This is a genomic window from Pyxidicoccus caerfyrddinensis (genome assembly GCF_010894405.1).
GTDB lineage: Bacteria > Myxococcota > Myxococcia > Myxococcales > Myxococcaceae > Myxococcus > Myxococcus caerfyrddinensis.
This window is the reverse complement of sequence record NZ_JAAIYA010000017.1, coordinates 172,234-197,742: the sequence shown is the minus strand read 5'-3', so window position 1 is coordinate 197,742 and position 25,509 is coordinate 172,234. Positions and strand designations below refer to the sequence as shown.

Genomic DNA, 25,509 nt, shown 5'->3' with positions numbered 1-25,509 from the left:
GGTGAATTCCCATGTCGAACGGTTCCCCTCCGGCGCGTCGCAGGCCCACTTCCGGAACGCCTTCCGGCGGCGGGTCGCCCTCGGGAGGCACCGGGTCCCGCCCGGCCGCGCGCAGGCCTTCCACCGGCGCGGCCCCGGGCCGGCCCGCTCCCGCGTCCGCCAGTCCGCGACTCATGTGCGTCGCTGGCCCCAAGGCGGGTGAGGAGTTCACCCTGGAGGACGGCGAGTACGTCATCGGCCGCGCCACCGACAACCCCATCTGCATCCCCGACACGTCCGTGTCCCGCAAGCACGTCATGGTGCGCAAGCTGGGCACGGGCTGGGCGGTGAGTGATTTGGGCTCCGGCAACGGCACCATGGTCAACGGCGACGTCATCAGCGACGAGACGCCGCTGGCCAACGGCGACGTCATCACCCTGGGCGACACGGAGCTGCGCTTCGAGGACGTGGCCAACTCCACGATGAACATCTCCGCGCCTCCCAGCGGCTCGCGGCCCCGGCCGTCGACCAGCGGCTCCAGAGGCTCCGGTGACCGACCCGGGGTGCCGCCCCGCCCGCCGCCGCGCACCGAGGGCGGACGCGTGCGCAGCTCGCGCGCCACGGCCGCCACGCCGCCGAGCCCCGAAGTGCTGAAGAAGAAGATGCGCATCAAGCTGGCCGCGGCCGGCGTGGTGGTGGTGCTGTTCGCCGGCCTGGGGCTGGTGCGGATGAACGTCAACCGCAATCAGGCCGTGGAGCTGGCGAAGGCCATGGAGACCAAGGCCCGCCGGGACGCGCTCAGCGCGCTGTTCCAGGACGCGAAGAACCTGGTGCGCGAGGGCAAGTGGATTGAGGCGCAGGCGAAGCTGGAGGAGCTCCAGGCGCAGGCGCCGGACTACCCGGGCGTGACGGACTACCTCGGGCACGCGGAGCGGGAGATTCCCATCCAGCGCAGCCTGGAGGAGGCGCGGGCGGCGCTCGGGAAGAACGAGCTGGGCAAGGCCTCGGCCGCGCTGGCGAAGACGGGCAAGACGCAGTTCCTCGACGAGCCGGTGCGCCAGCTGAAGCGGGACCTGGCGGCTGCGGCCAGCAAGCGCACGGTGGCGGCGCGCGCGGCGCTGGACAGCAGCCAGTACGACGAGGCCAAGGCCATCACCGACGACGTGCTGGTGGCCGTGCCCGACTACCGCGACGCGAAGCTCATCAACGAGGCGGCGGTGCAGTCCATCACCCAGCGCGACGCGCCGAGGCCCGTCATCCAGGGCCCCGCGCCCAAGCCGTGGGAGCCGGCCGTGGACCGCTTCCGCGACGGTGACACGTCCGGCGCGGTGGCCATCCTCAACGCGTGCATGGCCCGCACGCCCCAGTGCAAGAAGCTGCTCGCGCAGATCAACGAGTTCAGCAACCTCTACAAGAAGCTGGAGGACCTGGACGCCAAGAACCTGACGAAGCTCCTGGCGCTGGACAAGGACATCACCGACGGCCGGCCCAGCAAGATGGCGCGCAACGCGGGCACGCGTGCGGCCACCATCTTCTACAAGGGCGCCAGCGCGGCGAAGGCGGCGGGCCAGTGGGGCCGCGCCATGGAGTACGCGCGCCGCGCGCTGCAGGCCGACTCGGGCCATGCCGGCGCCACCAACATCATCAGCGAGATGAAGACCAAGGCGAAGGACCTGTACCTCTCCGCCTACTCCATCAAGGACTCCGCCCCCGAGGACGCGCTGCCCAAGTTCAAGGACGTGGTGGCCATGACGCCGCCCGACGACGAGTACCACCAGAAGGCGCAGACCTGGGTCGAGAAGCTCTCGCGATGAAGAAGACCCGGGGCGGCCCGCCGCCAGTCATGCCTCCCGGCTTCCAGGGGGATTTGTTCGGCGCATCCGCCACGCCTCCGGCCCCCCCGGCTTCCTCCGAGGAGGCCCTGCCCCAGGCCCGCGTCGTGGCCATGCCCCGCAGGCCGCCGCCCCCTCCGCCGCCGGTGGACGCGGACGGCACGGCGCTGCTGGGGCCGCTGGAGGGCGCGCCTCCGCCGCCGCCGAAGCCCGAGCGCTCGGTGCTGTCGGTGGGTGAGCTGACGCGGCAGTTGAAGCAGACGCTGGAGTCGCGCTTCGCGCGCGTCATCGTGCGCGGCGAGGTGACGGGCTTTCGCGGGCCCAACGCGCGCGGGCACTGGTACTTCTCGCTGAAGGACGCGTCCGCCGCCATCGACACGAAGGTGTGGGCGTCCCTGGCGGGCCGGCTGCGCTTCATGCTCCGCGACGGCATGGAGGTGGTGGCCGAGGGCAGCGTCGACCTCTACGAGCCGCAGGGGCGCTACAGCCTCATCGTCCAGCGGATGGAGCCGGTGGGGGAGGGCGCGCTGGCGCTCGCCTTCGAGCAGCTCAAGGAGCGGCTCGCGGCGGAGGGGCTCATCGGCGACCGGCGCGTGCGCCCGCCGCGTCCACTGCCGTTCTTGCCCCGGCGCATCGGCATCGTCACCAGCCGCACCGGCGCGGCGCTCCAGGACTTCCTGCGCGTGCTGCACTCGCGCAACCCGCGGCAGAGCGTGCTGCTGGCGGACGCGCGCGTGCAGGGCGAGGGCTCCGCGGTGGAGGTGGCCCGGGCCATCGAGCGGCTGTCGCGCACGGACGTGGACGTCATCGTGGTGACTCGCGGCGGAGGCTCCGTGGAGGACCTCTGGACGTTCAACGAGGAGCTGGTGGCGCGCGCCATCTTCGCCTCGCCGGTGCCGGTGGTGTCGGCCATCGGCCACGAAATCGACTTCACCATCTCCGACTTCGTGGCGGACTGGCGGGCGCCCACGCCCAGCGCGGCGGCGGAGCGGCTGGCGCCGGTGCTGGCGGACCTGGAGCTGACGCTGGCCACGCAGGCCGGGCGGCTGCGGCGCGCCACTGAGCGGCGGGTGCTGGAGCTGCGCGAGGAGCTGGGCCAGTTCTCGGCGCAGCTGGAAGACCCGCGGCGCGCCATCAACCACCAGCGCCTGCACCTGTCCGAGCAGGTGGAGGCGATGATGCGCGTATTGCGGCCCGCGGTGCGCGAGCACCGGGACGGGCTGCGCACGCTGTCCGAGCGCCTGCAGCGGGCGCGGCCCCAGGCGCGGCTGGGCGAGCAGCGGGCTCACCTGTTCAAGCTGGCGATGCGGCTGTCGGAGGCGGCGCGCTCGGGTGTGGCGTCCCGGCAGGCGACGCTGGCGGCGGCGCACCTGGGGCTGGAGCGGGCCTCACCGGCGGCGCGGGTGGCGAGGGAGCGTGCCCGGCTGGCCGCGCACCGGGCGCGGTTGCTGGCGCTCCAGCAGGCAGCCCTGGCGGATGCGCAGAGGCGTTTCCAGCGTCTGGAGGGACGGTTGGACGCGCTGAGTCCGTTGAAGGTCATGTCGCGTGGGTACTCGGTGGTCTTCCGCCAGCGGGACGGCGTGGTGGTGCGCACCAGCACCGACGTACAGGTGGGAGAGCGGCTGGGCATCAAACTCGCGGTGAACGGGGCGAAGACGCTGGGCGGGTGTGAGGAAGTCGAAGCCACCGTCACGGGCGTGAAAGGGCCGGTGGACTGCTAACGGGCCACCCTCTAGAGTCCCGCGCCCCACACGGGGAGGTGGAAGGCTGTGGCGAAGTCCAAGGCGGACAAGGTGGCGGCGGAGGCCGAGGTTCCCGAGCAGTACGGGGACGTGGTGACGCGACTCGAGGAGACGGTGGGCCGGCTGGAGAGCGGCAACCTGTCCCTGGAGGACTCGCTCAAGGCCTTCGAAGAGGGCATCAAGCTTGTGCGCCGCGGCGAGAAGCTGCTCACCGAGGCGGAGCAGCGAATCGAACAGCTGCTGCTGGACGAGGATGGCAAGGACGTGGTGGCGCCCCTGTCGGTGGCGGCGCGTCCGGCCCCGCCTGCGGCCACCCGGGCGCCTGCTGCGCCTGCTCCCCGGCCTCCCCCGGAGGATGACGTCCCGTTCTAGGCGGTGCGGGCGCCCACTTCCGGCATGTCGAAGCCGAAGATCACCATCGTCGATGATGACCGCGATACGCGGGAGCTCTTGGCGGCGGCCCTGGAGGACGAGGGCTTCGACGTCACCATGGCCGCCAACGGTCTGCGGCTCATCGCCTCGCTGCAGCTGCACCGGCCGCACGCCATCCTCCTGGACGTGAACATGTCCTGGATTGACGGCTTCGAGCTGTGCCGGGCGGTGAAGAAGAACGAACACTTCCGGGAAATCCCCGTCGTCTTCATCAGCGGACGCGGGGACCCCGAGGACAAGCGGCACGGCTTCGAGGTCGGCGCCGCGGACTACTTCGTCAAGCCGCTGGACATGGACAAGCTCGTCAAGCGCATCCGCGAGCTCGTGGCCACGCAGGCCTCCTAGAGGAGCACGGACTCTTGGCATCTTTCGACTTGGACTCCTTCCTGGGCGCCCAGCAGGCGCGGGTGGAGGCACTGCTGCGCGAGCGGGCGGACCGTCTCATGACGTCGGGCACGCCGCCGAAGCTGGCGGAGGCCATGCGCTACTCGCTGCTGGCCGGCGGCAAGCGCCTGCGCCCGGTGATGTGCCTGGCCTTCGCGGACACGGTGGCCCGTGCCAGCAACGCCTCCGCCGTGTCGGGCGACGCGGCGTGCGCGCTGGAGTACGTGCACACGTACTCGCTGGTGCACGACGACCTGCCGGCCATGGACGACGACGACTACCGCCGGGGCCGGCTCACGAACCACAAGGTGTACGGCGAGGCGATGGCCATCCTCGCGGGTGACGCGCTCTTGACGGAGGCCTTCTCGCTGGTGGCCTCGGGGCCGGAGCCGGTGCGCGCCGCGCTCTGCCGCGAGCTGGCGGTGGCGGCGGGTGCGGCGGGCATGGTGGGCGGGCAGGTGCTGGATATCGCCGAGGACCGGCCGTCCGCGCTGGACTACCTCGTCCGGCTGCACCGGCTGAAGACGGGCGCGCTCATCCGCGCCGCGTGCCGCATGGGCGTGCTGGCCGGAGGCGGGGACGCGGACGCGCTGGCCCGCGCGGATAGCTATGGCGACGCGGTGGGGCTGGCCTTCCAGATTGCCGATGACGTGCTGGACGTGACGGCCACGCCGGAGCAGCTGGGCAAGCCCGCGGGCGCGGACGCGGCGGCGGGGCGCTTCACCTTCCCGGCGGTGGTGGGCCTGGAGGCGTCGAAGCGAATGGCGGAGGAGAAGGTGGCGCAGGCGATGGCGGCGGTGCGGCCTCTCGAAGGGGCGGACGGGCCGCTGGCGGCGCTGGCGCGGTACTCCGTGGAGCGGAAGTCCTGATGGCGGGGGTGCTGGCACGCATCGCCTCGCCCTCGGACGTGCGGGCGCTTCCGGAGGCGGAATTGCCGGCGCTTTGCGAGGAACTGCGCGAGGACATCATCTCCCTCTGCGGCCGCGTGGGGGGCCACCTGGGCGCGTCCCTGGGGGCGGTGGAGCTCATCGTCGCGTTGCACCGCGTGTTCCACTCGCCGACGGACGCGCTCCTCTTCGACGTGGGCCACCAAGCGTACGCGCACAAGCTCCTCACCGGGCGGCGCGAGCGCATGCACACGCTGCGGCAGGCCGGGGGGCTCGCGCCGTTTTTGGACCCGCGTGAGAGTCCGCACGACGCGCTGCTGGCGGGGCACTCGTGCACGGCGGTGTCCGCGGCCCTGGGGATGCTGGAGGGGCGCCGCGTGCTGGGAAAACGCGGGCACGTGGTGGCGGTGCTGGGCGACGGCGGGCTCACCGGTGGGCTCACCTTCGAGGGGCTCAACAACGCGGGGGGCAGCCACCTGCCGCTGGTGGTGGTGCTCAACGACAACCAGATGTCCATCAGCGCCAACGTGGGCGCGATTCCCGCGCTGCTGCGCACCCGCGGCGCGCGCACCTTCTTCGAGGGGCTGGGCTTCACCTACGTGGGGCCCGTGGACGGGCATGATTTGGGCGCGCTGGTGCACGCGCTGCGCGAGGCGAAGGTGTCCTCGCGGCCCGTCGTGGTGCACGCGCTGACGCTCAAGGGGAAGGGCTTCCCGCCGGCGGAGGCGGACGCGCAGACGCGCGGGCATGCCATGGGCCCGTACGAGTGGCGCGACGGCAAGCTGGTGCGCTCGCGCAAGGGGCAGCGGACCTTCAGCGAGGCCTTCGCGGCGGTGCTGGAGGACGCCATGGCGAAGGACTCGCGCGTGGTGGCGGTGACGCCGGCGATGCTGGAGGGCTCGGCGCTCAATGAATTGAAGGCGCGCTTCCCGGACCGCGTGCACGACGTGGGCATCGCCGAGCAGCACGCCGTCACCTTCAGCGCGGGGCTGGCCGCCGCGGGTGCGCGCCCCGTGTGCGCCATCTACTCGACGTTCCTGCAGCGTGCGTACGACCAGGTCATCCACGACGTATGCCTGCCGGGCCTGCCCGTCGTCTTCGCGGTGGACCGCGCGGGGCTGGTGGGCGCGGACGGTGCCACGCACCAGGGCACCTACGACGTGGCGTCGCTGCGCCCGCTGCCCGGACTGCAGCTCTGGTCGCCCATGGTGGGCGAGGACCTGGCGCCCATGCTGGCCACCGCGCTGGCGGCGCCGCACCCTTCCGTCCTCCGCTTCCCGCGCGGCACGCTGCCGCCGCTGCCTCCGGACGTGTTCGCCGGCGAGGCACCGCTGGCGGGCGCGCGGTGGCTGCGCCGCGCCGAGCGCCCCCGGCTGACGCTGGTGACGCTGGGCCCGCTGGGAATCGCGGCGCTGGAGGTCGCGCGAAGCGAGCCGGGCTGGAGCGTGCTGGACGCGCGCTGCGCCTCCCCGCTGGATGAGGCCGCGCTGCTGGAGGCCGCCGCGTGCGGCCACGTGGTGGTGGTGGAAGAGGGCACCACGCGCGGCGGGCTGGGCGGCGCGGTGCTGGAGCTCTACGCGGCGCGCGGAGTCACGCCGAGGGTGCGCCTGGTGGGCCTGCCGGACACCTTCGTGCCGCACGGCGACGCGCGCGTGCAGCGCGCGGAGCTGGGCCTGGACGCGGCGGGCCTGCTGCGGGCGGGCCGCGAGCTGCTGGAAGGAGGCGGACGGTGAAGCCTCGCAAGGAGCGGGTGGACGTGCTGGTGGTGGAGCGCGGGCTGGCGGAGTCGCGCACCAAGGCGCAGGCGCTCATCCTGGCCGGGCAGGTGGTGGTGGATGACCAACGCGTGGACAAGCCCGGCTCGCTGGTGCCGGTGGAGGCGGAGCTGCGCCTCAAGGGCGAGGTGCTGCCCTACGTCTCGCGCGGCGGGCTGAAGCTGAAGGCGGCCATGGACCGCTTCGGGCTCGACGTGAGCGGCCGGGTGTGCGCGGACATTGGCGCCAGCACCGGCGGCTTCACGGACTGCCTGCTCCAGCACGGCGCCACGCGCGTGCACGCCATCGACGTGGGCTATGGCCAGCTCCACGAGAAGATGCGGAAGGACCCGCGCGTGCGCTCGCGCGAGCGCGTCAACGCGCGCTACCTCACCGACGAGGATTTGCCGGAGAAGGTGGGCGCCATCGTCATCGACGTGAGCTTCATCTCGCTCACCCAGGTGCTGCCCTCGGTGCTCACCTTCCTGGAGCCGGGCGGCCTGCTGGTGGCGCTGGTGAAGCCCCAGTTCGAGGTGGGCCCCGAGCGCGTGGGCAAGGGCGGCGTGGTGCGCGACGCCGCCGCCCGCCAGGACGCCATCGACACGGTGACGGCCTTCGTGCGCGAGCAGGGCCTCACCGTGCGTGGGGTGATGGACTCGCCGGTGCCCGGGCCCGCCGGCAACGTGGAGGCACTCCTCGTCGCCGACATGCCCTGAGCGCTGGCCGGCCGCCTACGGACGGAGGCGGCGGTACTCGCCCGTGCTCAACATCTGGACGAGGTCGGCGCTGTCGCGCATCCACACGCGACCGTCGGAGTCCACCCCGGCACCCAGGCTGCCCACCACCTGGTAGCGGAAGAGCTCCCGGGCCTCGCCGCTGGGGGACTGGTCCACGCCGACGATTTCCGCGGGCAGCGTGCCCAGGTTGCCGGTCGGCTGGGGCGCGTTGAGGAGGTAGAGCTCCGAGCCGCGGCCCTTCAGGATGCGCTGCACAATCAACGCGCCGTTCGCGTCCAGGGAGCGCTTCTCCTTGGTGCGAATCACGCCGCTGCTGACGTCGAGGAACCACACGCGCTGCGAGCCGATGGCCAGCACCCGCGAGGACTCGGGGTGGAAGTACACGCTGGCGAGCGAAGCGGGCAGGGCGTCGCTCGTCCAGGGGTTGTTGCTCCCCTCGCACGCCTCCACGCCCGACGGGTTCGCGACGCAGGCCACGACGTGTGACTGGTTGTTCGCCAGCTGGATGCCCAGGTACAGCACGGTGCCGTCGGAGTTGAGGACGCCCAGCGGAAGGGGCTCGCTCCGGGAGAACGTGCGCAGCGTGTACGTGCGCTTCGCGAAGATCTGGTTCTCCACGTTGGGCGTGTCGTTGGCGTTCAGGTCCGTCACGATGACGCTGGTCATCAGGGCGTTGGGGCCCGGCCCCATGGCGGCAATCTTCACGATGCCGTCCTCACGCGCGAGCGGCGGGGTGAGTAGCCCCTCCACGGACTTGTAGAGCCACTTGACCGTGGCGGTGGTCTGCGACGTGGCGGTGGGCATGTGCGACAGGCGCCGCACTTCGTTGATGCGGTTGACGATGAGGGCATCCCCGTCCGGCGTCACCGACAGCATGGTGGGCTTGAGGTCGGACGGCGTATAGCCGGAGATGTTCAGGTTGGAGTCCACGGCCAGCGCGCCTACGCCCGGCGTCCACAGCCAGCGCTTGCCGCTGGTGCCGTTGCTGGCGGTGATGAGCGTCTCCGCGGTGCAGGCGAAGGGCATCCCCTGCTTCTTCACCTCCTTGCCGGTGGCATCCACTTTGTAGAGGGTGGAGATGCCCGTACCCTCGACGCCGCAGCCGACGAAGGTGGCGCTGGTGCCGCTGCCGTCGACGACGAAGGCGTCGGTGACGACCTGCTCGCCGTTGGCCGGGGCCAGGACGACGCGGGAGACGGGAAGGAAGGTGGCCGGCTGGGGCTGGGACTTGTTCTTCCGGCCGTCCTTGCACGTCGCCTCGGCGTTCAGCGACAGGTAGGCGGACATGCCCGCCGTCGGGAACGGGACGTCGGCGGGCAGCAGCTCCAGGGTGACGTCTCCCTCGGTGTAGGGGAACGACTTGAGGGGCGTGTCCCGGTCATTCAGGGTCAGGCTCGTCACGGTGTCGCAGCCGGACACGTTGACGATGACCTTGAAGCTGGTCCCCGCGACGACGGCCTTGGGCACCGAGAGGGCGACCTGGGGCGGGTCCGGGGTGGGAGGGGGCTTGGGGTCGCCACAGGCGGCGGCCAGGCAGGCGGCGACGGCAAGGGCGGCGCGCCACGCGTGCCGCGTCAGGGGTGGTTGGGACATGGCGGAGCACTCTACCGCGTACCCACCGTCCGGGCATCACCGTGGCGGGTGGGGAAGGCCCCGGGGCTTGGGCCGTCTGGGGCCGTGACTCGGGTTGGCGGGGGCTCGGACCGGGCGTTAGGAGGGGTAAACGCCAGGGGATTGCAATAGCAGCCGTGCTGGCGCCTGATCGGCGGTGGGTGGGGCTGCCGGCCGGCCATCGCCCCCAAGGAGGCGCGAAGCACTCCTGAACTGACGCGGACCGTGATAGCCAGCCGGGGTGCATGAGGGAGGGGCCATTGGCGGGGACGGGGCGCGAGCCGCACGGACGGTGCGGCCGGGTCGCGCAGCATCCCTCACATGCCCACCCTCCCACCGATGTCCGCTGCTCTGGCCCAAGGGCGTGTTCAGCGGCATGATCCGGATCCGAACCATGTACCCTTTCGCACGCAGTGAGTTGACGCAGCCTCTCCACCCGTCCTTCCTGGGCCGGCGGGTTCGAGGTTCACCGTGAGAGTCGAGATGCAGCCGGATCAGCGGGGACGCGTGCTGGTGGTGGCCGCCAAGGAGGCGGGCGACGCGCTCATGGAGCGGCTCACGGCGAGCGGCTACCAGTGCGCGGCGGCGGAGAAGGAGAGCGGCCTGGCGCAGGTGGCCGAGGCCCTCCAACCCGAGGTGGTGCTGCTGGCGGTGACGGCGAAGCGGGCGGCGGAGATGCTGGACTCGCTGCGCAAGCTGGAGCGGCTGCAGCGACTGCCGGTCCTGGTGGACCTGGGGCGCACACGCTCCGCGGAGGCCTTCAAGCGTCTGGCAGTGGACGATTGGATTCGCAGCGCGGACGAGGTGGTGCCCCGGCTGGAAGCGGCGCTGCGCGCGGGCCGGCTTCGCGACAGGGAAGAGCGCATCCGGATGCGCATGGGGATGCTGCTGGAAATCACCCAGGCGGCCACCAGCTCGCTGGAGCTGGAGGAAATCCTCCGCATCGCCGTGGACAAGGTGGGCCGCGTCACCGGGACGGACCGCTGCTCGGTGGTGCTGGTGGAGGGCAGCCATGCCCGCACCGCGCGCGTGGTGGCCACGCAGGAGGACCCGAGCCTCGTCGAGCTGGACATCGAGGTGGCCCGCTACCCGGAGCTGCGCCGCGCGCTGGAGACGCGGCAGCCGGTGCTGATTGAAGAGGCGCAGCGAGACCCGCTGATGGCGGAGGTGCGCACCTCCATCGTCCCGCTGGGCGTGAAGTCCATCCTGGTGCAGCCGCTCATCTGCCAGGACGACCTGCTGGGCGCGCTGTTCCTGCGCGTGTCGCGGGTGGACGCGTCCTTCGGCCGGGACGAGCAGGAGTTCGCCCAGGCAGTGGCGGGCGTGCTCGCCAACTCCATCCGCAACGCGCGCCTGCACACGGCGGTGAAGAAGAAGCGCGAGGACCTGGAGCTGGCGTACGTGCAGCGCTACCAGGAGCTGAACGACGCCAACCGCCGCCTCAAGGAGCTCAACCGCCTCAAGGACGAGATCATCGCCGTCTGCAGCCATGACCTGCGCGCGCCGCTCCAGGTGTTGCTGGGGCACGGCCGGCTGCTGCAGGAGGGCCCGCTGGAGCCCCAGCAGAAGCAGTCCTCCGAGGCGATGATCCGCCAGGGCAAGAAGATCCTCGGGCTCGTCGAGTCGCTGCTGGAGAAGGGCAAGGGCGAGGCGGCGCGGCTGTCCATTGAGCCGCGCGTGCTGGACGTGGCGCAGCTGTGCCGCGACGCGGTCAACGAGCTGGAAATCCTCGCGGCCGACCGCGGCGTGTCATTGCGCGCCGAGTGCCCGGACAGCCTGATGCTCATCGGCGACGAGGTGAAGCTGCACGAGGTGCTGCAGAACCTCATCACCAACGCCATCCACCATGCCGCGCAGGACGGCGAGGTGGTGGTGAGCACGCAGCGGCTGGCGCGGCCGGACGGCGACGCGGCCAAGGTGTGCGTGCAGGACGACGGCGTGGGCATCCCCCCGGACGAGCTGCACCTGGTCTTCGACCGCTACCGCCACGGCGGCAAGGGCACGGGCCTGGGCCTCGCCATCTGCAAGGAATTCGTGGAGCTGCACGGCGGCGAAATCTGGGCGGAGAGCCCGAAGGACAAGGGCTGCATCTTCGTCTTCACGCTGCCGCTGGCGCAGGAGGCGCCGCGCAACCCCAGGCCGCAGCTTCCCGCCGCCACCGCCCCGCACGAGCAGCCGCGCGTGCTGGTGGTGGAGGACGAGCCGGAAATCGCCGCGGTGCTCTCGGAGGTGCTGCGCTCGAAGTACCGGGTGGAGGTGGCGCGCGACGGCGCCGAGGGCCTGGCCAAGGCGCGCGCGCAGCGGCCGGACCTGGTGGTGATGGACGTGTTCCTGCCCAAGCTGGACGGCCTGGACGCGGCCATGGCGCTCAAGTCCTCGTCGGACACGGCCCACATCCCGGTCATCCTCCTGTCCGCCCACCAGGGCGTGGCGGAGAAGGTCCGCGCGCTCAACCTGGGCGCGGTGGACTACATGAGCAAGCCGTTCAACGCGGTGGAGCTCCTCAACCGCACCGATCGCGCCCTCAAGCTGCGCCAGGGCGAGCGCGAGCAGCAGGAGAAGGAGCGCGCCAGCTCCCTGCAGCGGCGCACCGGCAGCGACCCGGCCACGGGCCTGCATGACCGGCGCGGACTGCTGCTGCGGCTGGAGCAGGAGGTGGCGCGCAGCCGTCGCTTCCACCGCTCGCTCAGCCTCGCGGTGCTGCGGCCGGACCGGCCCGTGGACACGCTGCCCGCCAGCATCGCGGACATCATGCGCAAGCGGGTGCGCCACCCGGATGCCATCTCCCACCTGGGCGGGGGCGTCTTCGCCGTCATCCTCCCCGAGTGCCAGGCGGAGCCCGCGCGCAACGTCATCAGCCGCATGCTGCCGGACGTGGAGAAGGCCACCGACACCGAGTACCGCTCGGCGGTGGCCGACGTGAGTCAGGACAGCGACCCGGTGGAGAAGCTGCTGGAGAAGCTGGGCGCGCCGCCGCCGGAAGAGACCTGACGGTCCGCCTGCAAGCCGGACGGGGCCACGCTAGACTTCCTCTCGCGTGAGCCCCTCCCGTCTCCTCGTCTCCGTCCTGCTGGGCGCCCTCGTGGCGCAGGGGGCCCTCGCGGCCCCTCCGCCCAAGCGGCCGCATGTGGACCGCGAGGCCATGCGCGAGGCGATGGACGCGGCGGTCTCGGAAGAGGAGTCCTTCTCGTCCTCCGCCAGCTACGCCAACTACCTCCAGGCGCGGCTGCTGCACCATGCCGGGGACCACCGGGGCGCGGTGGACGCGCTGCGGCTGGCCCTGGCTACGGATGACGGGCACCCGCTGCTGCTCACCCGGCTGGCCGAGGAGTACGCGCGGCTGGGGGATTTGGACAAGGCCGAGCGCGAGCTGCGCCGGGCCGTGGAGCGCGCTCCGGCGTACTACCCGGCCCACGTGCTGCTCGGCCGCGTACTGATGGAATCCGGCCGCTTCACCCGGGCGCGCATGCACCTGCGGCGCGCGGTGGCCCTCAAGTCGCGCGAGCCCGAGGCCTACCTGGTGCTGGCCCAGCTGAACCTGGAGGCTGGCGCACCCGACGAGGCGGTGAAGGTGGTGGAGGCGCTGGCGGTGGCACTGCCCGGCGAGGCCTCCGGCTACCGGCGCCTGGGCCTGGCCCTGGCCGAGCGCGGCGACGCCCTCCGCGCCGAGCGCCTGCTGGGCGAGGCCAGCAAGAGGGACCCGGGCGACGTGGAGGTGCTGGCCGCGCTGGCGAAGCTGTACGAGGAGTCCGGCCGTCCCGCCGAGGCCGAGGACGCCCTCGCGCGCGCCCTGCGAAGAGACCCGGACAGCCAGGAGGTGCTGCTGGCCGCGGGCCGGGTCGCGCTCAAGGCCGGCTCCGCCGTGCGGGCGCGGGCGTATTTCGACCGGCTGCTGTCGCTGTCCACCGAGCCGGAGACGGTGGTGCGGGTGGCCTTCAGCTTCCTCGCCGCGCGCGAGCCGGCCGCCGCCGCGGAGGTGCTGGAGGCGGCCCGGAAGGCGGGGGCGGACGAGCCCCGGCTGGCCTACTACGCGGGCCTGGTGCAGGAGCGGATGCGCCGCTTCGCCGAGGCGGCGGAGGCCTTCGCCGCCGTGCCCGCCACCTCGGAAGTGTTCGCCGACGCCCGCCTGCGCCGCGCCCGCTGCCTGTCGCTGGCCGGCGCGCACCCTCGCGCCCTGGCGCTGCTCAAGGCCGCCCTCCAGGACGCGCCGGAGGACGTGGAGGTGCGGACGCAGTACGCCCGCGCGCTGGAGCGGGGTGGGGCGCCCGCGAAGGCGGAGTCCGTCCTGAAGGAGGGGCTGGTCTCCGCGCCCTCCGCCACGCTGTACGACGCGCTGGCCTCCACGCTCCAGCGGCAGGGCCGGGGAACGGAGGCGCTGGCGCTGCTCCGCGACGTGGTGGCGAAGAGCCCCCGGGACGAGGAGTTGCTCTACGTGCTGGGCGCGGCCCACGAGCGGCAGGGCGACGTGGACGGCGCGCTGGCGCGGATGCGGGCGGTGCTGGAGGTGGACCCGGACCACGCTGCGGCGCTGAACTTCCTGGGCTACCTGCTGGCCCAGTCGGGGACGAACCTGGACGAGGCCGAGCGGCGGGTGCTGCGCGCGCTGGAGCTGCACCCGGACACGGGGGCCTTCCTGGACTCGCTGGGGTGGGTGTACTTCCGGCGCGGCGAGTACCAGCGCGCGGTGGAGGCGCTGGAGCGGGCCTCCCTGCTGTCCCCGGACGAGCCCGTCATCCTCGAGCACCTGGGGGACGCCTACCAGCGGGCCTCCCGGAGCGAGGAGGCCGCGGGTGCCTGGCGCCGCGCCTTGGAGGTCCTGGCGCTGGACCCCGAGTCGGCGGAGCCCCCCGGACAGCGCGCGTTGCTGGAGCGCAAGCTCAAGGCGCTACCCACGCGTTCGTCGGGCCGCTAAGTTGATGCGCCTATGGCGCGTCACGACGAGGGCTTCTTCAACGGCAGGGATGGCACCCGGCTCTTCTGGAAGTCGAGCCTCCCGGACGGCGAGCCGCGCGCCCATGTGGCGGTGGTCCACGGCTACGGAGACCACTTCGGCCGCTACGGGTATGTCGCGGACGCGCTGCTCGCGGACGGCTTCGCGGTGCACGGCTTCGACTACCGGGGCCACGGCCGCGCGGACGGACGCCGGGGCTACAGCGAGGCCTGGCCGCACTTCGTGGACGACCTGGAGACCTTCTGGGAGCGGGTGCGCAAGGACGCGGGCGGGAAGAAGACCTTCATGCTGGCCCACAGCCACGGTGGGCTGATGGCCGTGAAGTGGATGGGCGAGCGCAAGGTGGAGGGGCTGTCCGGGGTGGTGCTGTCAGCCCCCTACCTCAAGCTGGCGATTACGCCCCCGGCCCTGAAGCTCCTGGCCGCGCGCGCGGTGGGGAGGCTGGTGCCGTGGCTGCCCCTGAAGACGGAGCTGACGGTGGAGGCCCTGAGCAAGGACCTGGAGGTGCAGCGCGCCACTCGCGAGGACCCGCTCTACCTCACCGTCGTCACGCCCCGCTGGTTCCTGGAGTCCACCAAGGCCCAGGCCGAGGCGATGCTCCTGGCGCCGAAGATTCAAGCTCCGCTGTTCGTCCTGTGCGGCGCGGAGGACGGCGTGGCCGCTCCGGCGGCGGCGCGGGTCTTCTTCGAGGCGGCGGGGGCGGCGGACAAGAAGTTCAAGGAGTACCCCGGCATGCGCCACGAACCGCTCAACGAGGTGGGGCGGGCCGAGGTGTTCCGGGATATCTCCGGCTGGATCTCCGCGCATCTCTGACATAATCAGGTCGCCCGGCTCCTACGGAGGAGCTGGCGCTGGGTGAGGTCACCGCATGGCAACGGGTGAGACGGGCATCATCGGCAAGGGCATTGTCATCAAGGGCAACCTCACGGGAGGTGGGGACCTCGTCATCGAGGGCCGGGTGGAGGGGCAGATTGCCCTGAAGAACCACCTCACCATCGAGAGCACCGGAAAGGTGCAGGCGGACATCCGGGCCGAGGAGTTGACCATCAACGGCGAGGCGAGCGGCAACATCGACGCCTCGACTCGCGTGGCCATCAACGCTTCGGCCAAGGTGGCTGGCGACATCAAGGCGCCGCGCGTCGTCATCGAAGATGGGGCCGTGTTCAACGGCTCCATCGAGATGGACGTGAAGCTGCCGGACGACATCTGAGACTCACGCCGCGCACCGCACGGCAAACACCTTTCGAGAGGGGCGGACAACACTCATGGCGAATACGGTCATTGGCTCGAGCATCGTCATCGACGGGGAAATCTCCGGAGACGAGGACCTGGTCATCCAGGGCACCGTGAAGGGGAAGATCTCCCTCAAGGAGAGCCTGTACGTCGAGGGCAGCGGCGTCGTCGAGGCGGACATCGAGACGCAGAACGTGGAGATTGCCGGCCGGGTGACGGGCAACATCGTCGCCAGCGACAAGGTCGAGCTGAAGACGGACTGCCGCGTGGTGGGCGACATCAAGGCGCCGCGCATCCTCATCGCCGATGGTGCCTCCTTCAAGGGCAACGTCGACATGGACATGAAGGAGCGCTGATTCGTGGCCACTCCGAAGGAGCTCTCGAGCAGCAACAACGTCAACAACACCGTGGTGGGGCCTTCCATCCTCATCAGCGGCCGGTTGACGGGCGACGAGGACCTCACCGTCCGTGGACGGGTCGAGGGTGAGCTGACGCTCAGCCGGACGCTCATTGTCGAGCCCTCCGGCGTGGTGAAGGCGAACGTGGCGGTGAAGAACGCCATCGTCAGCGGCGTGGTGGTGGGCAACATCAACGCCACGGAGAGCGTGGAGCTCACCCGCGAGGGCCGCATGGTGGGCGACATCCACGCCCCGCGCGTCATCATCGTGGACGGCGCCAGCTTCCGCGGCCGCGTGGACATGGGCGACGTGGAGCCGGGCCGGCTGCCGGCGGAGCGCCCCACGGTGGCGCGTCCGACGACGACGGCGCGTCCCACCACCACCCCGGCGCGTCCGGCACCTCCGGCCGCGCGTCCGACGCCGCCTCCGCCGCCCGCGCGCACGGCGCCGCCTCCGGCCGCCACGCGTCCGGCCCCGGCTCCGGCGGCGCCGGCCGCTCGTCCGGGGGCCAAGCCGATGCCTCCGCCTCCGCCGCCCACGCGCGTGGAGGCCCGTCCGGCGCCCGCGCCGGTTGAGCAGGCAACCAGTGCCGAGCCGCCGTCCGTGTTGGGTGCTGGTGCTAAGAAGAAGGTCGTGGTGAAGAAGAAGGCCCGCTAGAGCGCATCACCCGCGCCACCGACTCCGGTGGCGCGGGGGTGGGCAGACCAGGGGTGCCGCCATGGACGCCGAGCACAGGGTTGACGGACAGGAAGGGATACCGGGGACTTCTCCGGAGGGTGGCTCGACATCGTCCGAGCCCACCGAGGGCCAGTCGCGCTCGGGGGAGGGCGGACACGCGGGAGGTGCGCCCGGTGAGCACCGCGCCGAGGGCGAATCGCACGGCGAGCACCAGGCTGGTGGCCACCCTGAGGGTGAGCACCGGACCGAGGCTGGCCCGTCAGAGTCTGGCCCGTCAGGTGAGCCTCCCCCCGGTGAGCAGCGCGCCGAGGGCGGTCAGCCCGAGGGTGGCGAGCAGCACGGAGGAGAGCCCTCCTCCGGTGAGCAGCGTGTCGAGGGAGGCGAGTCCTCCCAGGATGCTTCGCGCGAGGCCTCGCCGGGCGGCGAGCCCGGGGCCGAGGCGCAGGGTGGTTCCGAGCAGCATGAGGAGTCCCAGGTGGCGACGGAGGACGAGTCCGAGCAGGAGACCGACGAGGGCGGGCTGCCGGAAGGGCTGTCCGCTCCGGAGGAGCGCCTGGCGGGGCGGGTGACGCTGGTGCTGATGCCGCTGGAGAAGCTCCGGGACGACGACACGTTCCGTCTGCGTCCGGAGGATGACGTGTCCGGGCTGGCCACGGACATCGCGCGGCTGGGGCAGCTGTTCCCGGTGGACGTGCGTCCGGTCGGCGACGACGGCTACCAGCTGGTCTGCGGCTTCCGTCGCGTGGCCGCGCTGCGCTTCCTCAAGCGGGACGCGGTGCAGGCGCGCGTGCACATGGGCCTGTCGGACGAGGACGCGCTCCTCATGTCCCTGGCGGATGCCATCCACGCCACCCCGGTGGAGCCGGAGGTGCTGGAGGCCAAGCGCGAGCAGCTGGAGTCGCAGGGCCGGCTGACCGCGGCGGTGCGCGACATGCTGGAGAAGGCGCTCGCCACCGAGGACACGCTGGCTCCCGAGGGCGTGGAAGAGGAAATCGACGCCGACGAGCTGGCGTCGGAAGTCTCGCAGCGGCTGGGGGCCATCAACCAGGACCTCTCGCTGCTGGCGGACGTGTTCGCCGCGCTGGACGACTCGCGCAAGGCGGAGCTCCTGATGCAGCTGCGGTACTCGTCGGAGCTGGTGGCTTACCTGGAGGGTTTGTAGACCATGGCGGAACCGCTCGCGCGCGACCGTGCCCGGCTGCTGGAGCTGCTCACGGAGCGCTCCTTCGAGCGGCGGCGCGTGGTGCTTTCGTCCGGCAAGGAGTCGGACTTCTACATCGACTGCAAGCGCACGGCGCTGCTCGCCGAGGGGCACTTCCTCATTGGCCGGCTGCTCCTGGAGGCCATCCGCCGCGACGCGCCCCAGGCGATGGGCGTGGGCGGACTGACGCTGGGCGCGGACCCGCTGGCGTCGGCGGTGAGCCTCACCGGCTACCTGTCCGGCCACCCGCTCCCCGCCTTCATCGTCCGCAAGGAGCCCAAGGGCCATGGCACCGGCCAGTGGATTGAAGGCCTCAGTGGCATGCCCGCGGGCGCGGCGGTGGCCATCGTCGAGGACGTCGTCACGACGGGCGCCTCCACGCTGAAGGCCATCGAGCGGGCCCAGGTGGAAGGCCTGAAGGTGCTGGGCGCCTTCGCGCTGGTGGACCGGCTGGAGGGTGGACGCGAGGCCGTGGAAGCCGCCGGCCACCGGCTGTTCACCCTGTTCACCCGCAAGGACTTCATCCCGTGAGGAAGCCGTTCGTCACCGTGGCGCTGCTGGCCCTGCTGGCCGGCTGCGTCACCACGCCGCCCACCGTCGGGGAGCACGCACCGTCGCTCGAGGACGAGCAGGCCGAGGAGGCCTACCAGTCGGTCCTGGAGAAGTACTCGGGCCGGAAGGAAATCTACGACGGCTTCAACACGCGCGTCTTCGCGGGGGTCACGCTGCAGACGCCGGCCTTCCGCGAGGCCCGGGTGCGCCGCCGGGCGGCCTTCCAGGTGCTGCCGGCCAACAAGGTGGAGCAGTTGCTCGCGGAGGAGCGCACCGCGGCCGCCGAGGTGCACGAGTTCTTCCTCGGCGTGCACCTCAACGACTACCGCTACGGCGGCTTCGACCTGAAGACCTCCATCTGGCGCCTCGCGCTGGTGACGCCCGCGGGCGAGGTGACGCCCACGCGCATCATCCGGGTCGGCCGGGTGAACCTCGACACGCGGGCGTACTACCCGTACACGGACGTCTTCTGGACGGGCTGGAAGGTGCAGTTCCCCACCACGCTGTCCAACGGCCAGCCCGTCATCCCCCCGGGGACGAAGCAGGTGACGTTCCGCATGGCCTCGGCGCTCGGGAAGGCCGAGATGACGATGGCCGCGGAGTAGCCGCCTCGGCGTGCGGGCCCGCGCGGCCTCACGTCTGGGTGCCGCGCCGCAGCCACTTCTCCACGGGCGGCAGGGTGGGGCCGGCGAGCAGCCGGTCCACCACCACCTCGGGCAGGGCGCTCACCGCGAAGGGCAGGGCCTGCGCTTCCGGGACGAAGACTTCCTGCGCCATGTGCCGCGCCATGGCCACCAGCGGCTGGAAGTAGCCGCGCGTGTCCAACAGCCCCATGGGCTTGCGGTGCAAGCCGAGCTGGGCCCAGGTGACGATTTCGAAGAGCTCGTCCAGCGTGCCGAAGCCGCCGGGCAGGGCGACGAAGGCGTCCGCGCGCTCCGCCATCAGCGCCTTGCGCTCGTGCATGGAGCCCACCATGTGCAGCTCCGTGAGGCCCGGGTGGGCAAGCTCCTTCGGGCCCATGAAGCCGGGCAGCACGCCCACCACCCTGCCACCGGCGGACAGCGCGCCGTCGGCCACCGCGCCCATGATGCCCACGCTGGCCCCGCCGTAGACGAGCGTCAGGCCGCGCCGCGCCAGCTCGGCGCCCATCCGCGTGGCGGACTCGACGTACTCGGGACGCGCGCCGGGGCGCGAGCCGCAGAACACACAGACGCTCTTCACTTCCATGTCACAGGCCCCCGCGCCGCTCGGGGTGCGCGGCGAAGAGCGCCACCACGAGGCTGAGGAAGAGGAGGATGGGCAGGGCGCGCGCGTACACCCGGCCCCCCATTCGCAGGGCCAGCCCGCAAGGCAGCCCGAAGAGGAAGCCGCCCAGGTGCCCGGCCCAGCTCACGAAGGGCAGCAGGCTCAAGACGGCCACCTGCGCCAGCCAGATGAACAGCTCCCGCCGGCCCTGCTGCGTGGAGATGGGGAGCATGGCGCCCGCCCACCCCAGAATCATCCCGGACGCGCCCACGGTGATGGTGTTGAAGTTGAAGAGGAGAGAGAAGGTGGACGCGCCCAGCGCGGCGACGAGCGACAGCCCCAGGAAGCGCAGGCTGCCGATGCCGCGCTCCAGCGTGAAGCCGAGCGTCACCACCACCGACATGTTGAAGACGAGGTGCAGCGCCCCACCGTGCTCCAGCACCGCGCCCAGAAGTCTCCAGTACTGGCCGGCCTGGACGGCGGGCCCGTACAGGCCCAGCGGCGGCAGCACGCCCACCCGAGCCCCGTCCACGGCGATGAACCGGGACAGCGGGAGGAACTGCTCCGCCCCGAAGAGCGCTATCGCGCACACCAGGAGGACCTGGCACACCCAGGGCCGGGGCAGGGGACCTGTGGGAGGAGGAGGCGCGCCCTCCCCACGGCCGGGGCCGGAGGGGAGCGAATCCAGGATGCTGCCGCGCTGGCGGGACGCCATGACGACTCACAGCTCCCGGGAGAGCACGGTGTCGCGCAGCCAGTGGTGGTCGTCGGTGTGCGGGTAGTCGAGCGTGAAGTGCAGGCCGCGGCTCTCCTTGCGGCGGCTGGCGCAGTCGACGATGAGGTAGGCCACCTCCGCGATGTTGCGCAGCTCGATGACGTCGCGAGTCACCTTGAAGTGCCAGTAGTAGTCGCGAATCTCCTCGCGCAGCAGCTCCAACCGGCGCCGCGCGCGCATCAGCCGCTTGTCCGTGCGGACGATGCCCACGTAGTTCCACATCAGCCGGCGAATCTCGTCCCAGTTGTGGGTGACGACGACGCTCTCGTCCGACTCCACCGCGCTGCCCGCGTCCCAGGCCGGCGGGTCCTCGGTGCGGGCGGGCAGGCCGGCCATCTCCTCGAAGGCCACCGTCACCGCGCGGTGGCCGAACACCAGCCCCTCCAGCAGCGAGTTGGACGCGAGCCGGTTGGCGCCGTGCAGGCCGGTGCAGGCCACCTCGCCGATGGCGTAGAGCCCCGGCACGCTGGTGCGCCCGTCCAGGTCCGTCACCACGCCGCCGCACTGGTAGTGGGCCGCGGGCACCACGGGGATGGGCTGCACGGCCATGTCGATGTTGAAGGCCTTGCAGGTGGCGTAGATGTTGGGGAAGCGCTCGGTGAGGAAGGCTCGGCCCAGGTGCGTCATGTCCAGGTAGACGCACTCGTCGCCGGTGCGCTTCATCTCCGCGTCGATGGCGCGCGCCACCACGTCGCGCGGGGCGAGCGCGCCCATGGAGTGGTAGCGCTCCATGAAGGTGGCGCCGCCCTTGAGCCGCAGCTTGCCGCCCTCGCCGCGCAGCGCCTCGCTGATGAGGAAGCTCTTGGCCTCCGGGTGGTACAGGCAGGTGGGGTGGAACTGGTAGAACTCCATGTTCGCCACCCGCGCGCCCGCGCGGTACGCCATGGCCACGCCGTCGCCCGTGGCCACGTCCGGGTTGGACGTGTACAGGTACACCTTGCCCGCGCCGCCGGTGGCCAGCACCGTCACCTTCGCCAGGAAGCGCTCGATGCTTCCGTTCTCCAGGAGCGCGTACGCGCCCAGGCACCGGTGGGCGCTGGGGTTGGGCATGCGCCGGTCCAGGATGAGGTCGATGGCGGCCGTGTGCGGGAAGAAGGCGATGTTGGGCGCCTCGTCACACGCGGCCAGCAGCGCGCGCTGCACCTCGCGGCCGGTGATGTCCCCCGAGTGGATGATGCGGCGGGCGGAGTGGCCACCCTCGCGCGTCAGGTCGAACTCGCCGGAGAGGTGCTTGTTGAAGTCCGCGCCCAGCTGCACCAGTTCGCGCACGCGCTCGGGGCCTTCCTTCACCGTGACTTCCACCGCGTCCCGGTGGCACAGGCCCGCGCCGGCCACGAGGGTGTCCTCGATGTGGGCGTCGAAGCTGTCGGTGGGGGCCAGCACGCTGGCGATGCCCCCCTGGGCGTAGGCGGTGTTGCTCTCCCCGCGCTCCCGCTTGGTGACGACGGCCACCGTGCCGTGCCGGGCCGCCTGGAGGGCGAACGAGAGGCCCGCCACGCCGCTCCCTAGGACGAGAAAGTCGAACCGATGGGGCATGGCGGACAGCCTTAACGACTGTAAGTGCTGGAAACAAGGCGTTTTCTTGAGGACTTTCCGGCGCTTGTCTAAGGTTGAGGGCTGCCGATATGCGTGCCCTCTCCGCGCTCCTCGCATCCGCCGCCCTGCTGACCCTGCCGCTGACGGCGGGGGCGTCCGAGTCCATCTACCGCTACGTCGAGAAGGACGGGACCATCGTCTATACGAATGTCCCGCCCGCCGGCGCCAAGAAGGCGAAGCAGCTCAAGGGCTCCTTCACGCCCGCGCCGACGAAGAGCGCGCCGGTGGTGGGGCGCAGGAAGACGCCGCCGGAGCTGGACCCGCACATCGTGGCGGCGGCGCTGCGCTACCGCATCCCCACGGCGCTGGTGCGCGCCATCATGCACACCGAGAGCAACTTCAACCCGAACGCGCTGAGCAACAAGGGCGCCAGCGGGCTGATGCAGCTGATGCCGGCCACCGCGTCGGACATGTACGTGAAGGACATCTTCAACGAGCGCGACAACATCGAGGGCGGGGTGCGCTACCTGCGCGTGCTCGCCAACCAGTTCGACGGCGACATGGTGAAGATGATTGCGGCGTACAACGCCGGCCCCGAGGCGGTGAAGCGCTACGGTGGCAAGGTGCCCCCCTACGAAGAGACGCAGGGGTACGTGCGCAAGGTGCTCCAGCTCTACTTCCACTACAAGGAGCGCGAGCGGACCGACGAGAGCGGCCCCCGCGAGCCCACATCCCAGAATGACGACGCGCGCGAAGGGGCGGGGGGAGACGAGCCCCGCTGACGACGAGTTCCTCCAACAGCTCTACCGCGGTGGCGAGCTGCTGGCCGCCGGGAAGGTCATCGAGGCGAAGGAGTTCCTGGAGCGCGCCCACCAGCTCCAACCCCGCCAGGAGAAGGCGCAGAACCTGCTGGGCCTCTGCTACTTCAAGCTCGGCATGTTCGACCGGGCGGCGGAGCTCTACGAGATGCTGGTGCGCGACAACCCGGTGGACCCGACACTGCGGGTCAACCTGGGCCTCGTGTACCTGAAGACGAGCGCGCTCCAGCGCGCCGCGCGCGAGTTCGAGACGGCCACCGACCTGGCCCCCGAGCACCAGAAGGCGCAGAACTACCTGGGCCTCACGCTCGCGCAGATGGGCGAGTACGGCCGCGCGCGCGAGCACTTCCTCCTGGCCGGCAGCGACGCCATGGCGGAGAAGATGAGCCGCGCGATTGCCGGCGAGGGCTTCTCCCGGCCCTCGCCCGCGCAGCCCGCGAGGGCCCGCGGCCTCGGCGAGCTGGAAGGCAGCGAGCAGGGCGGTGAGCCGGTGGCCGCGCCCGCTCCGGCCCCCACCGAGCCTCCCCGCGCGCAGCCCCGCTCCGGCGGGCTGACGGAGGGGGACTGGGGCTCGCAGCTTGGCCTCGACGCGGGAGCGAAGCCGACGTCGAGCGCCGCGGCGCTGGCCGCCGCGGCCCGACAGGAGCCGGAAGAGGAGGAGATCCGCCTCGCCGAGGACGAAGGTCCCAGCGCCCTGTCGCCGTCGGGTGGGGAGGAGCTGCCGGTCCTCACCGCCACGCCCGAGGACGCGGAGGAGCTGGCCATGGAGGCGCAGCACGAGCCTCCGGCCGCGCGGACCCCGGAGTCGGAGTTCGAGGAGACGTCCGCCGCGCTCGCCGCCAGCGTGCCGCTCACCCCGGTGCCGCTGACGAAGCTGCAGCTCACGCGCGCCGTGGCGAGGCCCGCCGGCATGGTGCCCAGGACGGCGGGCTCGGGCCCGGCCGCTCCGTCGGCACCCGACGCGGTGGCTCCTGCTGAAGCGAGCAGTGCCGCGGTGGAGACCGCCCCCCGCGCCGCGCCTGTCTCCGTGGAGGCCGGCGCCGTCCCGACGCAGGCACCCTCCACACCGGCCGAGTCGCTCGCGGTGACCACCGTGCCGCCGCTGGCCGAGCTGGCGCCCGCCGTGGCGCTGGCGGGCGCGGACGCGGCGCACCCGTTCATGCTGGGCGAGGGGAGCTTCTCGGTGGCGGTGGATGGGGAGCTGCTCACGCGGCTGGACGGGCTGGTGGCCTTCAGCGGCCAGCTCGCCTTCCAGCCGGAGATGAAGCGCTTCCGGGGCCGCGCCACGGACAAGTCCTTCGGCGAGGGCCCGGCGCGGATGGTGCGCGCCCGGGGCAAGGGCGTCCTCTACGTGGAGCCCTCCGAGAAGCGCACCTTCCTCGCGGTGGACCTGGGCGACGAGTCCGCCTACTTCCGCGACGAGTGCATCTTCGCCTTCGAAGAGCCGGTGATGTTCGAGAACGGACGCGTGCCGTCGGACATCGCGCCGGACCTGGACCTGGTGCACCTGCGCGGGCAGGGCAGGGTGCTCTTGAGCCTGCCGGGGCCGCTGCGCTCGGTGCTGGTGGGGCTGGATGGCGCGGTGACGGTGCCGCTGACGCACCTGGTGGGCTGGCAGGGAAACCTCACGCCCCGCGTCGTCCCGCTGCTCAAGTCCCCCACGGGTGAAGTGCTCCGGACAGCGGTGGAGCTGAGCGGTGAAGGTTTTGCCCTCATCGCCCTCGGTGTCCGCTAGAAGGTGCGTGCCATGGCCTCGGACCGAGCGACCCGGAAGAAGCTGAAGCGCGAGGAGCGGGCGCGCCGCCGCGCGGAGCGCCAGCCCAGCGTGCTGGTGCAGGAGTTCTGGAACCTCCCCAACATGCTCACGCTGGGGCGCATCCTCCTCATCCCGCTCTTCGTCTGGCTCACCTACGACGCGGACCCCCTCAACTCGCTGTGGGCGGGGCTCGTCTTCGCCGTGGCCTCCATCACCGATGTGATTGACGGCTACCTGGCGCGCAAGTGGAACCTCATCACCGTCGTCGGCAAGTTCATGGACCCGCTCGCCGACAAGCTCATCGCCATGGCCGCCCTGGTGATGATGGTGCGGCTGGGCCGCATCGCCGCGTGGGTCGTCATCGTCCTGCTCGCGCGCGAGCTCATCGTCAGCGGCCTGCGCACCATTGCCGCCAGCGAGGGCATGGTCATCGCCGCCGGCCAGGAGGGGAAGTGGAAGACGTCCCTCCAGCTCGTGGGCATCATTTCACTCTGCGTCCACTACGTTCACCCGCTGCGCATCGGCGCCACCGACGTGCCCGTGGACTACAACCTCGTGGGCAAGGTGCTCGTCTACCTCTCGGGCGCCTTCTCGGTGTGGAGCGCTGTCGTCTACTTCCGTGCGTTCCTCGCCATGCTCGCGAAGCGTGGAGGCGAGCCCACGGGTGCGAAAAGTGTTTGACGGGGCAGACACGGCTTTGTATACCCCCCTTCGCTTTTGGCCTGCCGCACCCCACGGCCAGAAGTCAGCAGGAAGCAAGTTCAAAAAGCGGGAATAGCTCAGCGGTAGAGCATCGCCTTGCCAAGGCGAGGGTCGAGGGTTCAAATCCCTTTTCCCGCTCCAATTGAACTTCCTGATGCGGGAATAGCTCAGCGGTAGAGCATCGCCTTGCCAAGGCGAGGGTCGAGGGTTCAAATCCCTTTTCCCGCTCCAAAACGAAAAGGCCCTCTGGGAAACCAGGGGGCCTTTTTGTTTTCAACGCCAAGAATGGCTTCCCGGCCGCGGCCA

24 protein-coding genes and 2 tRNA genes are annotated in these 25,509 nt (G+C 71.5%); 21 read left to right on the top strand and 5 right to left on the bottom strand.

What is annotated here, in order from left to right:
- Window positions 1–11 precede the first annotated feature (11 nt).
- Genes G4D86_RS34250 through G4D86_RS34220 form a run of 7 tightly spaced genes read left to right on the top strand, consistent with a single transcriptional unit; the run spans window position 12 to window position 7,726 of the window.
- Entirely contained in the window at window positions 12–1,793 is a 1,782-nt protein-coding gene (locus G4D86_RS34250; protein WP_163998318.1) for an FHA domain-containing protein, read from the top strand.
- Window positions 1,790–3,532, top strand: coding sequence for an exodeoxyribonuclease VII large subunit (xseA, locus tag G4D86_RS34245; protein ID WP_163998317.1), 1,743 nt, complete (start codon window positions 1,790–1,792; stop codon window positions 3,530–3,532). Before G4D86_RS34250 ends, xseA begins: the two co-directional genes overlap by 4 nt.
- 48 nt (window positions 3,533–3,580) lie before the next feature.
- Window positions 3,581–3,925, top strand: coding sequence for an exodeoxyribonuclease VII small subunit (gene xseB, locus G4D86_RS34240; protein WP_163998316.1), 345 nt, complete (start codon window positions 3,581–3,583; stop codon window positions 3,923–3,925).
- Between the two features lie 24 nt (window positions 3,926–3,949).
- Window positions 3,950–4,330: a response regulator gene (locus tag G4D86_RS34235; RefSeq protein WP_163998315.1), complete on the top strand. Its 381-nt coding sequence runs from the start codon at window positions 3,950–3,952 to the stop codon at window positions 4,328–4,330.
- A 14-nt stretch (window positions 4,331–4,344) separates the two neighbouring features.
- A complete protein-coding gene (locus G4D86_RS34230) occupies window positions 4,345–5,238 on the top strand; it encodes a polyprenyl synthetase family protein (RefSeq protein WP_163998314.1) in 894 nt (297 codons plus the stop codon).
- Complete coding sequence (locus G4D86_RS34225; RefSeq protein WP_163998313.1) at window positions 5,238–6,989, top strand: 1-deoxy-D-xylulose-5-phosphate synthase; 1,752 nt, start codon at window positions 5,238–5,240, stop codon at window positions 6,987–6,989. The genes G4D86_RS34230 and G4D86_RS34225 overlap by 1 nt, the downstream gene beginning before the upstream one ends.
- Window positions 6,986–7,726 (top strand): TlyA family RNA methyltransferase, encoded by a 741-nt coding sequence (locus tag G4D86_RS34220; RefSeq protein WP_163998312.1) that lies wholly within the window; start codon window positions 6,986–6,988, stop codon window positions 7,724–7,726. Before G4D86_RS34225 ends, G4D86_RS34220 begins: the two co-directional genes overlap by 4 nt.
- 15 nt (window positions 7,727–7,741) lie before the next feature.
- On the opposite strand, the gene G4D86_RS34215 is transcribed toward G4D86_RS34220, so the two are convergent.
- The gene (locus G4D86_RS34215) at window positions 7,742–9,340 is read right to left on the bottom strand and encodes a hypothetical protein (RefSeq protein WP_163998311.1); all 1,599 of its coding nucleotides are present in this window, start codon (window positions 9,338–9,340) and stop codon (window positions 7,742–7,744) included.
- 501 nt (window positions 9,341–9,841) lie between these two features.
- On the opposite strand from G4D86_RS34215, the gene G4D86_RS34210 reads away from it, so the two are divergent.
- Genes G4D86_RS34210 through bacP form a run of 6 tightly spaced genes read left to right on the top strand, consistent with a single transcriptional unit; the run spans window position 9,842 to window position 16,597 of the window.
- On the top strand, window positions 9,842–12,349 hold the full coding sequence (locus G4D86_RS34210; RefSeq protein WP_163998377.1) for an ATP-binding protein: 2,508 nt from the start codon (window positions 9,842–9,844) through the stop codon (window positions 12,347–12,349).
- A gap of 46 nt (window positions 12,350–12,395) precedes the next feature.
- The gene (locus G4D86_RS34205; RefSeq protein WP_163998310.1) at window positions 12,396–14,270 is read left to right on the top strand and encodes a tetratricopeptide repeat protein; all 1,875 of its coding nucleotides are present in this window, start codon (window positions 12,396–12,398) and stop codon (window positions 14,268–14,270) included.
- A gap of 12 nt (window positions 14,271–14,282) precedes the next feature.
- Window positions 14,283–15,122: an alpha/beta hydrolase gene (locus tag G4D86_RS34200; protein ID WP_163998309.1), complete on the top strand. Its 840-nt coding sequence runs from the start codon at window positions 14,283–14,285 to the stop codon at window positions 15,120–15,122.
- Window positions 15,123–15,177: 55 nt separating this feature from the next.
- Window positions 15,178–15,519: a bactofilin BacN gene (gene bacN / locus G4D86_RS34195; RefSeq protein ID WP_163998308.1), complete on the top strand. Its 342-nt coding sequence runs from the start codon at window positions 15,178–15,180 to the stop codon at window positions 15,517–15,519.
- Between the two features lie 55 nt (window positions 15,520–15,574).
- Window positions 15,575–15,898 carry a bactofilin family protein gene (locus G4D86_RS34190; RefSeq protein WP_002636698.1) on the top strand — a complete coding sequence of 108 codons (324 nt, stop codon included), beginning with the start codon at window positions 15,575–15,577 and terminating at the stop codon, window positions 15,896–15,898.
- A 3-nt stretch (window positions 15,899–15,901) separates the two neighbouring features.
- On the top strand, window positions 15,902–16,597 hold the full coding sequence (gene bacP, locus G4D86_RS34185; protein WP_163998307.1) for a bactofilin BacP: 696 nt from the start codon (window positions 15,902–15,904) through the stop codon (window positions 16,595–16,597).
- Window positions 16,598–16,892: 295 nt separating this feature from the next.
- Here bacP and G4D86_RS53215 read toward each other — a convergent pair whose 3' ends face one another.
- Window positions 16,893–17,081, bottom strand: a complete 189-nt coding sequence (locus G4D86_RS53215; RefSeq protein ID WP_240360623.1) for a hypothetical protein — start codon at window positions 17,079–17,081, stop codon at window positions 16,893–16,895.
- A 12-nt stretch (window positions 17,082–17,093) separates the two neighbouring features.
- Here G4D86_RS53215 and G4D86_RS53210 point away from each other — a divergent pair, with 12 nt between their 5' ends.
- The 3 genes from G4D86_RS53210 to G4D86_RS34170 are packed head-to-tail and all read left to right on the top strand — an operon-like array spanning window position 17,094 to window position 18,976.
- A complete protein-coding gene (locus tag G4D86_RS53210) occupies window positions 17,094–17,780 on the top strand; it encodes a ParB/RepB/Spo0J family partition protein (protein ID WP_240360622.1) in 687 nt (228 codons plus the stop codon).
- A 3-nt stretch (window positions 17,781–17,783) separates the two neighbouring features.
- A complete protein-coding gene (pyrE, locus tag G4D86_RS34175; RefSeq protein ID WP_163998305.1) occupies window positions 17,784–18,350 on the top strand; it encodes an orotate phosphoribosyltransferase in 567 nt (188 codons plus the stop codon).
- Window positions 18,347–18,976 (top strand): hypothetical protein, encoded by a 630-nt coding sequence (locus G4D86_RS34170; RefSeq protein ID WP_163998304.1) that lies wholly within the window; start codon window positions 18,347–18,349, stop codon window positions 18,974–18,976. Before pyrE ends, G4D86_RS34170 begins: the two co-directional genes overlap by 4 nt.
- 28 nt (window positions 18,977–19,004) lie before the next feature.
- On the opposite strand, the gene G4D86_RS34165 is transcribed toward G4D86_RS34170, so the two are convergent.
- The 3 genes from G4D86_RS34165 to nadB are packed head-to-tail and all read right to left on the bottom strand — an operon-like array spanning window position 19,005 to window position 21,927.
- A complete protein-coding gene (locus tag G4D86_RS34165) occupies window positions 19,005–19,598 on the bottom strand; it encodes an LOG family protein (RefSeq protein WP_163998303.1) in 594 nt (197 codons plus the stop codon).
- A 1-nt stretch (window position 19,599) separates the two neighbouring features.
- A complete protein-coding gene (locus G4D86_RS34160; RefSeq protein WP_163998302.1) occupies window positions 19,600–20,331 on the bottom strand; it encodes a rhomboid family intramembrane serine protease in 732 nt (243 codons plus the stop codon).
- A gap of 6 nt (window positions 20,332–20,337) precedes the next feature.
- Window positions 20,338–21,927: an L-aspartate oxidase gene (nadB, locus tag G4D86_RS34155; RefSeq protein ID WP_163998301.1), complete on the bottom strand. Its 1,590-nt coding sequence runs from the start codon at window positions 21,925–21,927 to the stop codon at window positions 20,338–20,340.
- An 89-nt stretch (window positions 21,928–22,016) separates the two neighbouring features.
- Between nadB and G4D86_RS34150 the strand changes: the two genes are divergently transcribed.
- From G4D86_RS34150 to G4D86_RS34130, 5 genes are all read left to right on the top strand, one after another.
- Window positions 22,017–22,709 (top strand): lytic transglycosylase domain-containing protein, encoded by a 693-nt coding sequence (locus G4D86_RS34150; protein WP_163998300.1) that lies wholly within the window; start codon window positions 22,017–22,019, stop codon window positions 22,707–22,709.
- Window positions 22,666–24,480, top strand: coding sequence for a tetratricopeptide repeat protein (locus G4D86_RS34145; RefSeq protein ID WP_163998299.1), 1,815 nt, complete (start codon window positions 22,666–22,668; stop codon window positions 24,478–24,480). The genes G4D86_RS34150 and G4D86_RS34145 overlap by 44 nt, the downstream gene beginning before the upstream one ends.
- Window positions 24,481–24,492: 12 nt before the next feature.
- Complete coding sequence (pgsA, locus tag G4D86_RS34140) at window positions 24,493–25,182, top strand: CDP-diacylglycerol--glycerol-3-phosphate 3-phosphatidyltransferase (RefSeq protein WP_163998298.1); 690 nt, start codon at window positions 24,493–24,495, stop codon at window positions 25,180–25,182.
- Between the two features lie 87 nt (window positions 25,183–25,269).
- A tRNA-Gly gene (locus G4D86_RS34135) sits at window positions 25,270–25,344 on the top strand.
- 15 nt (window positions 25,345–25,359) lie between these two features.
- Window positions 25,360–25,434, top strand: a tRNA-Gly gene (locus G4D86_RS34130).
- Window positions 25,435–25,509: the final 75 nt, after the last annotated feature.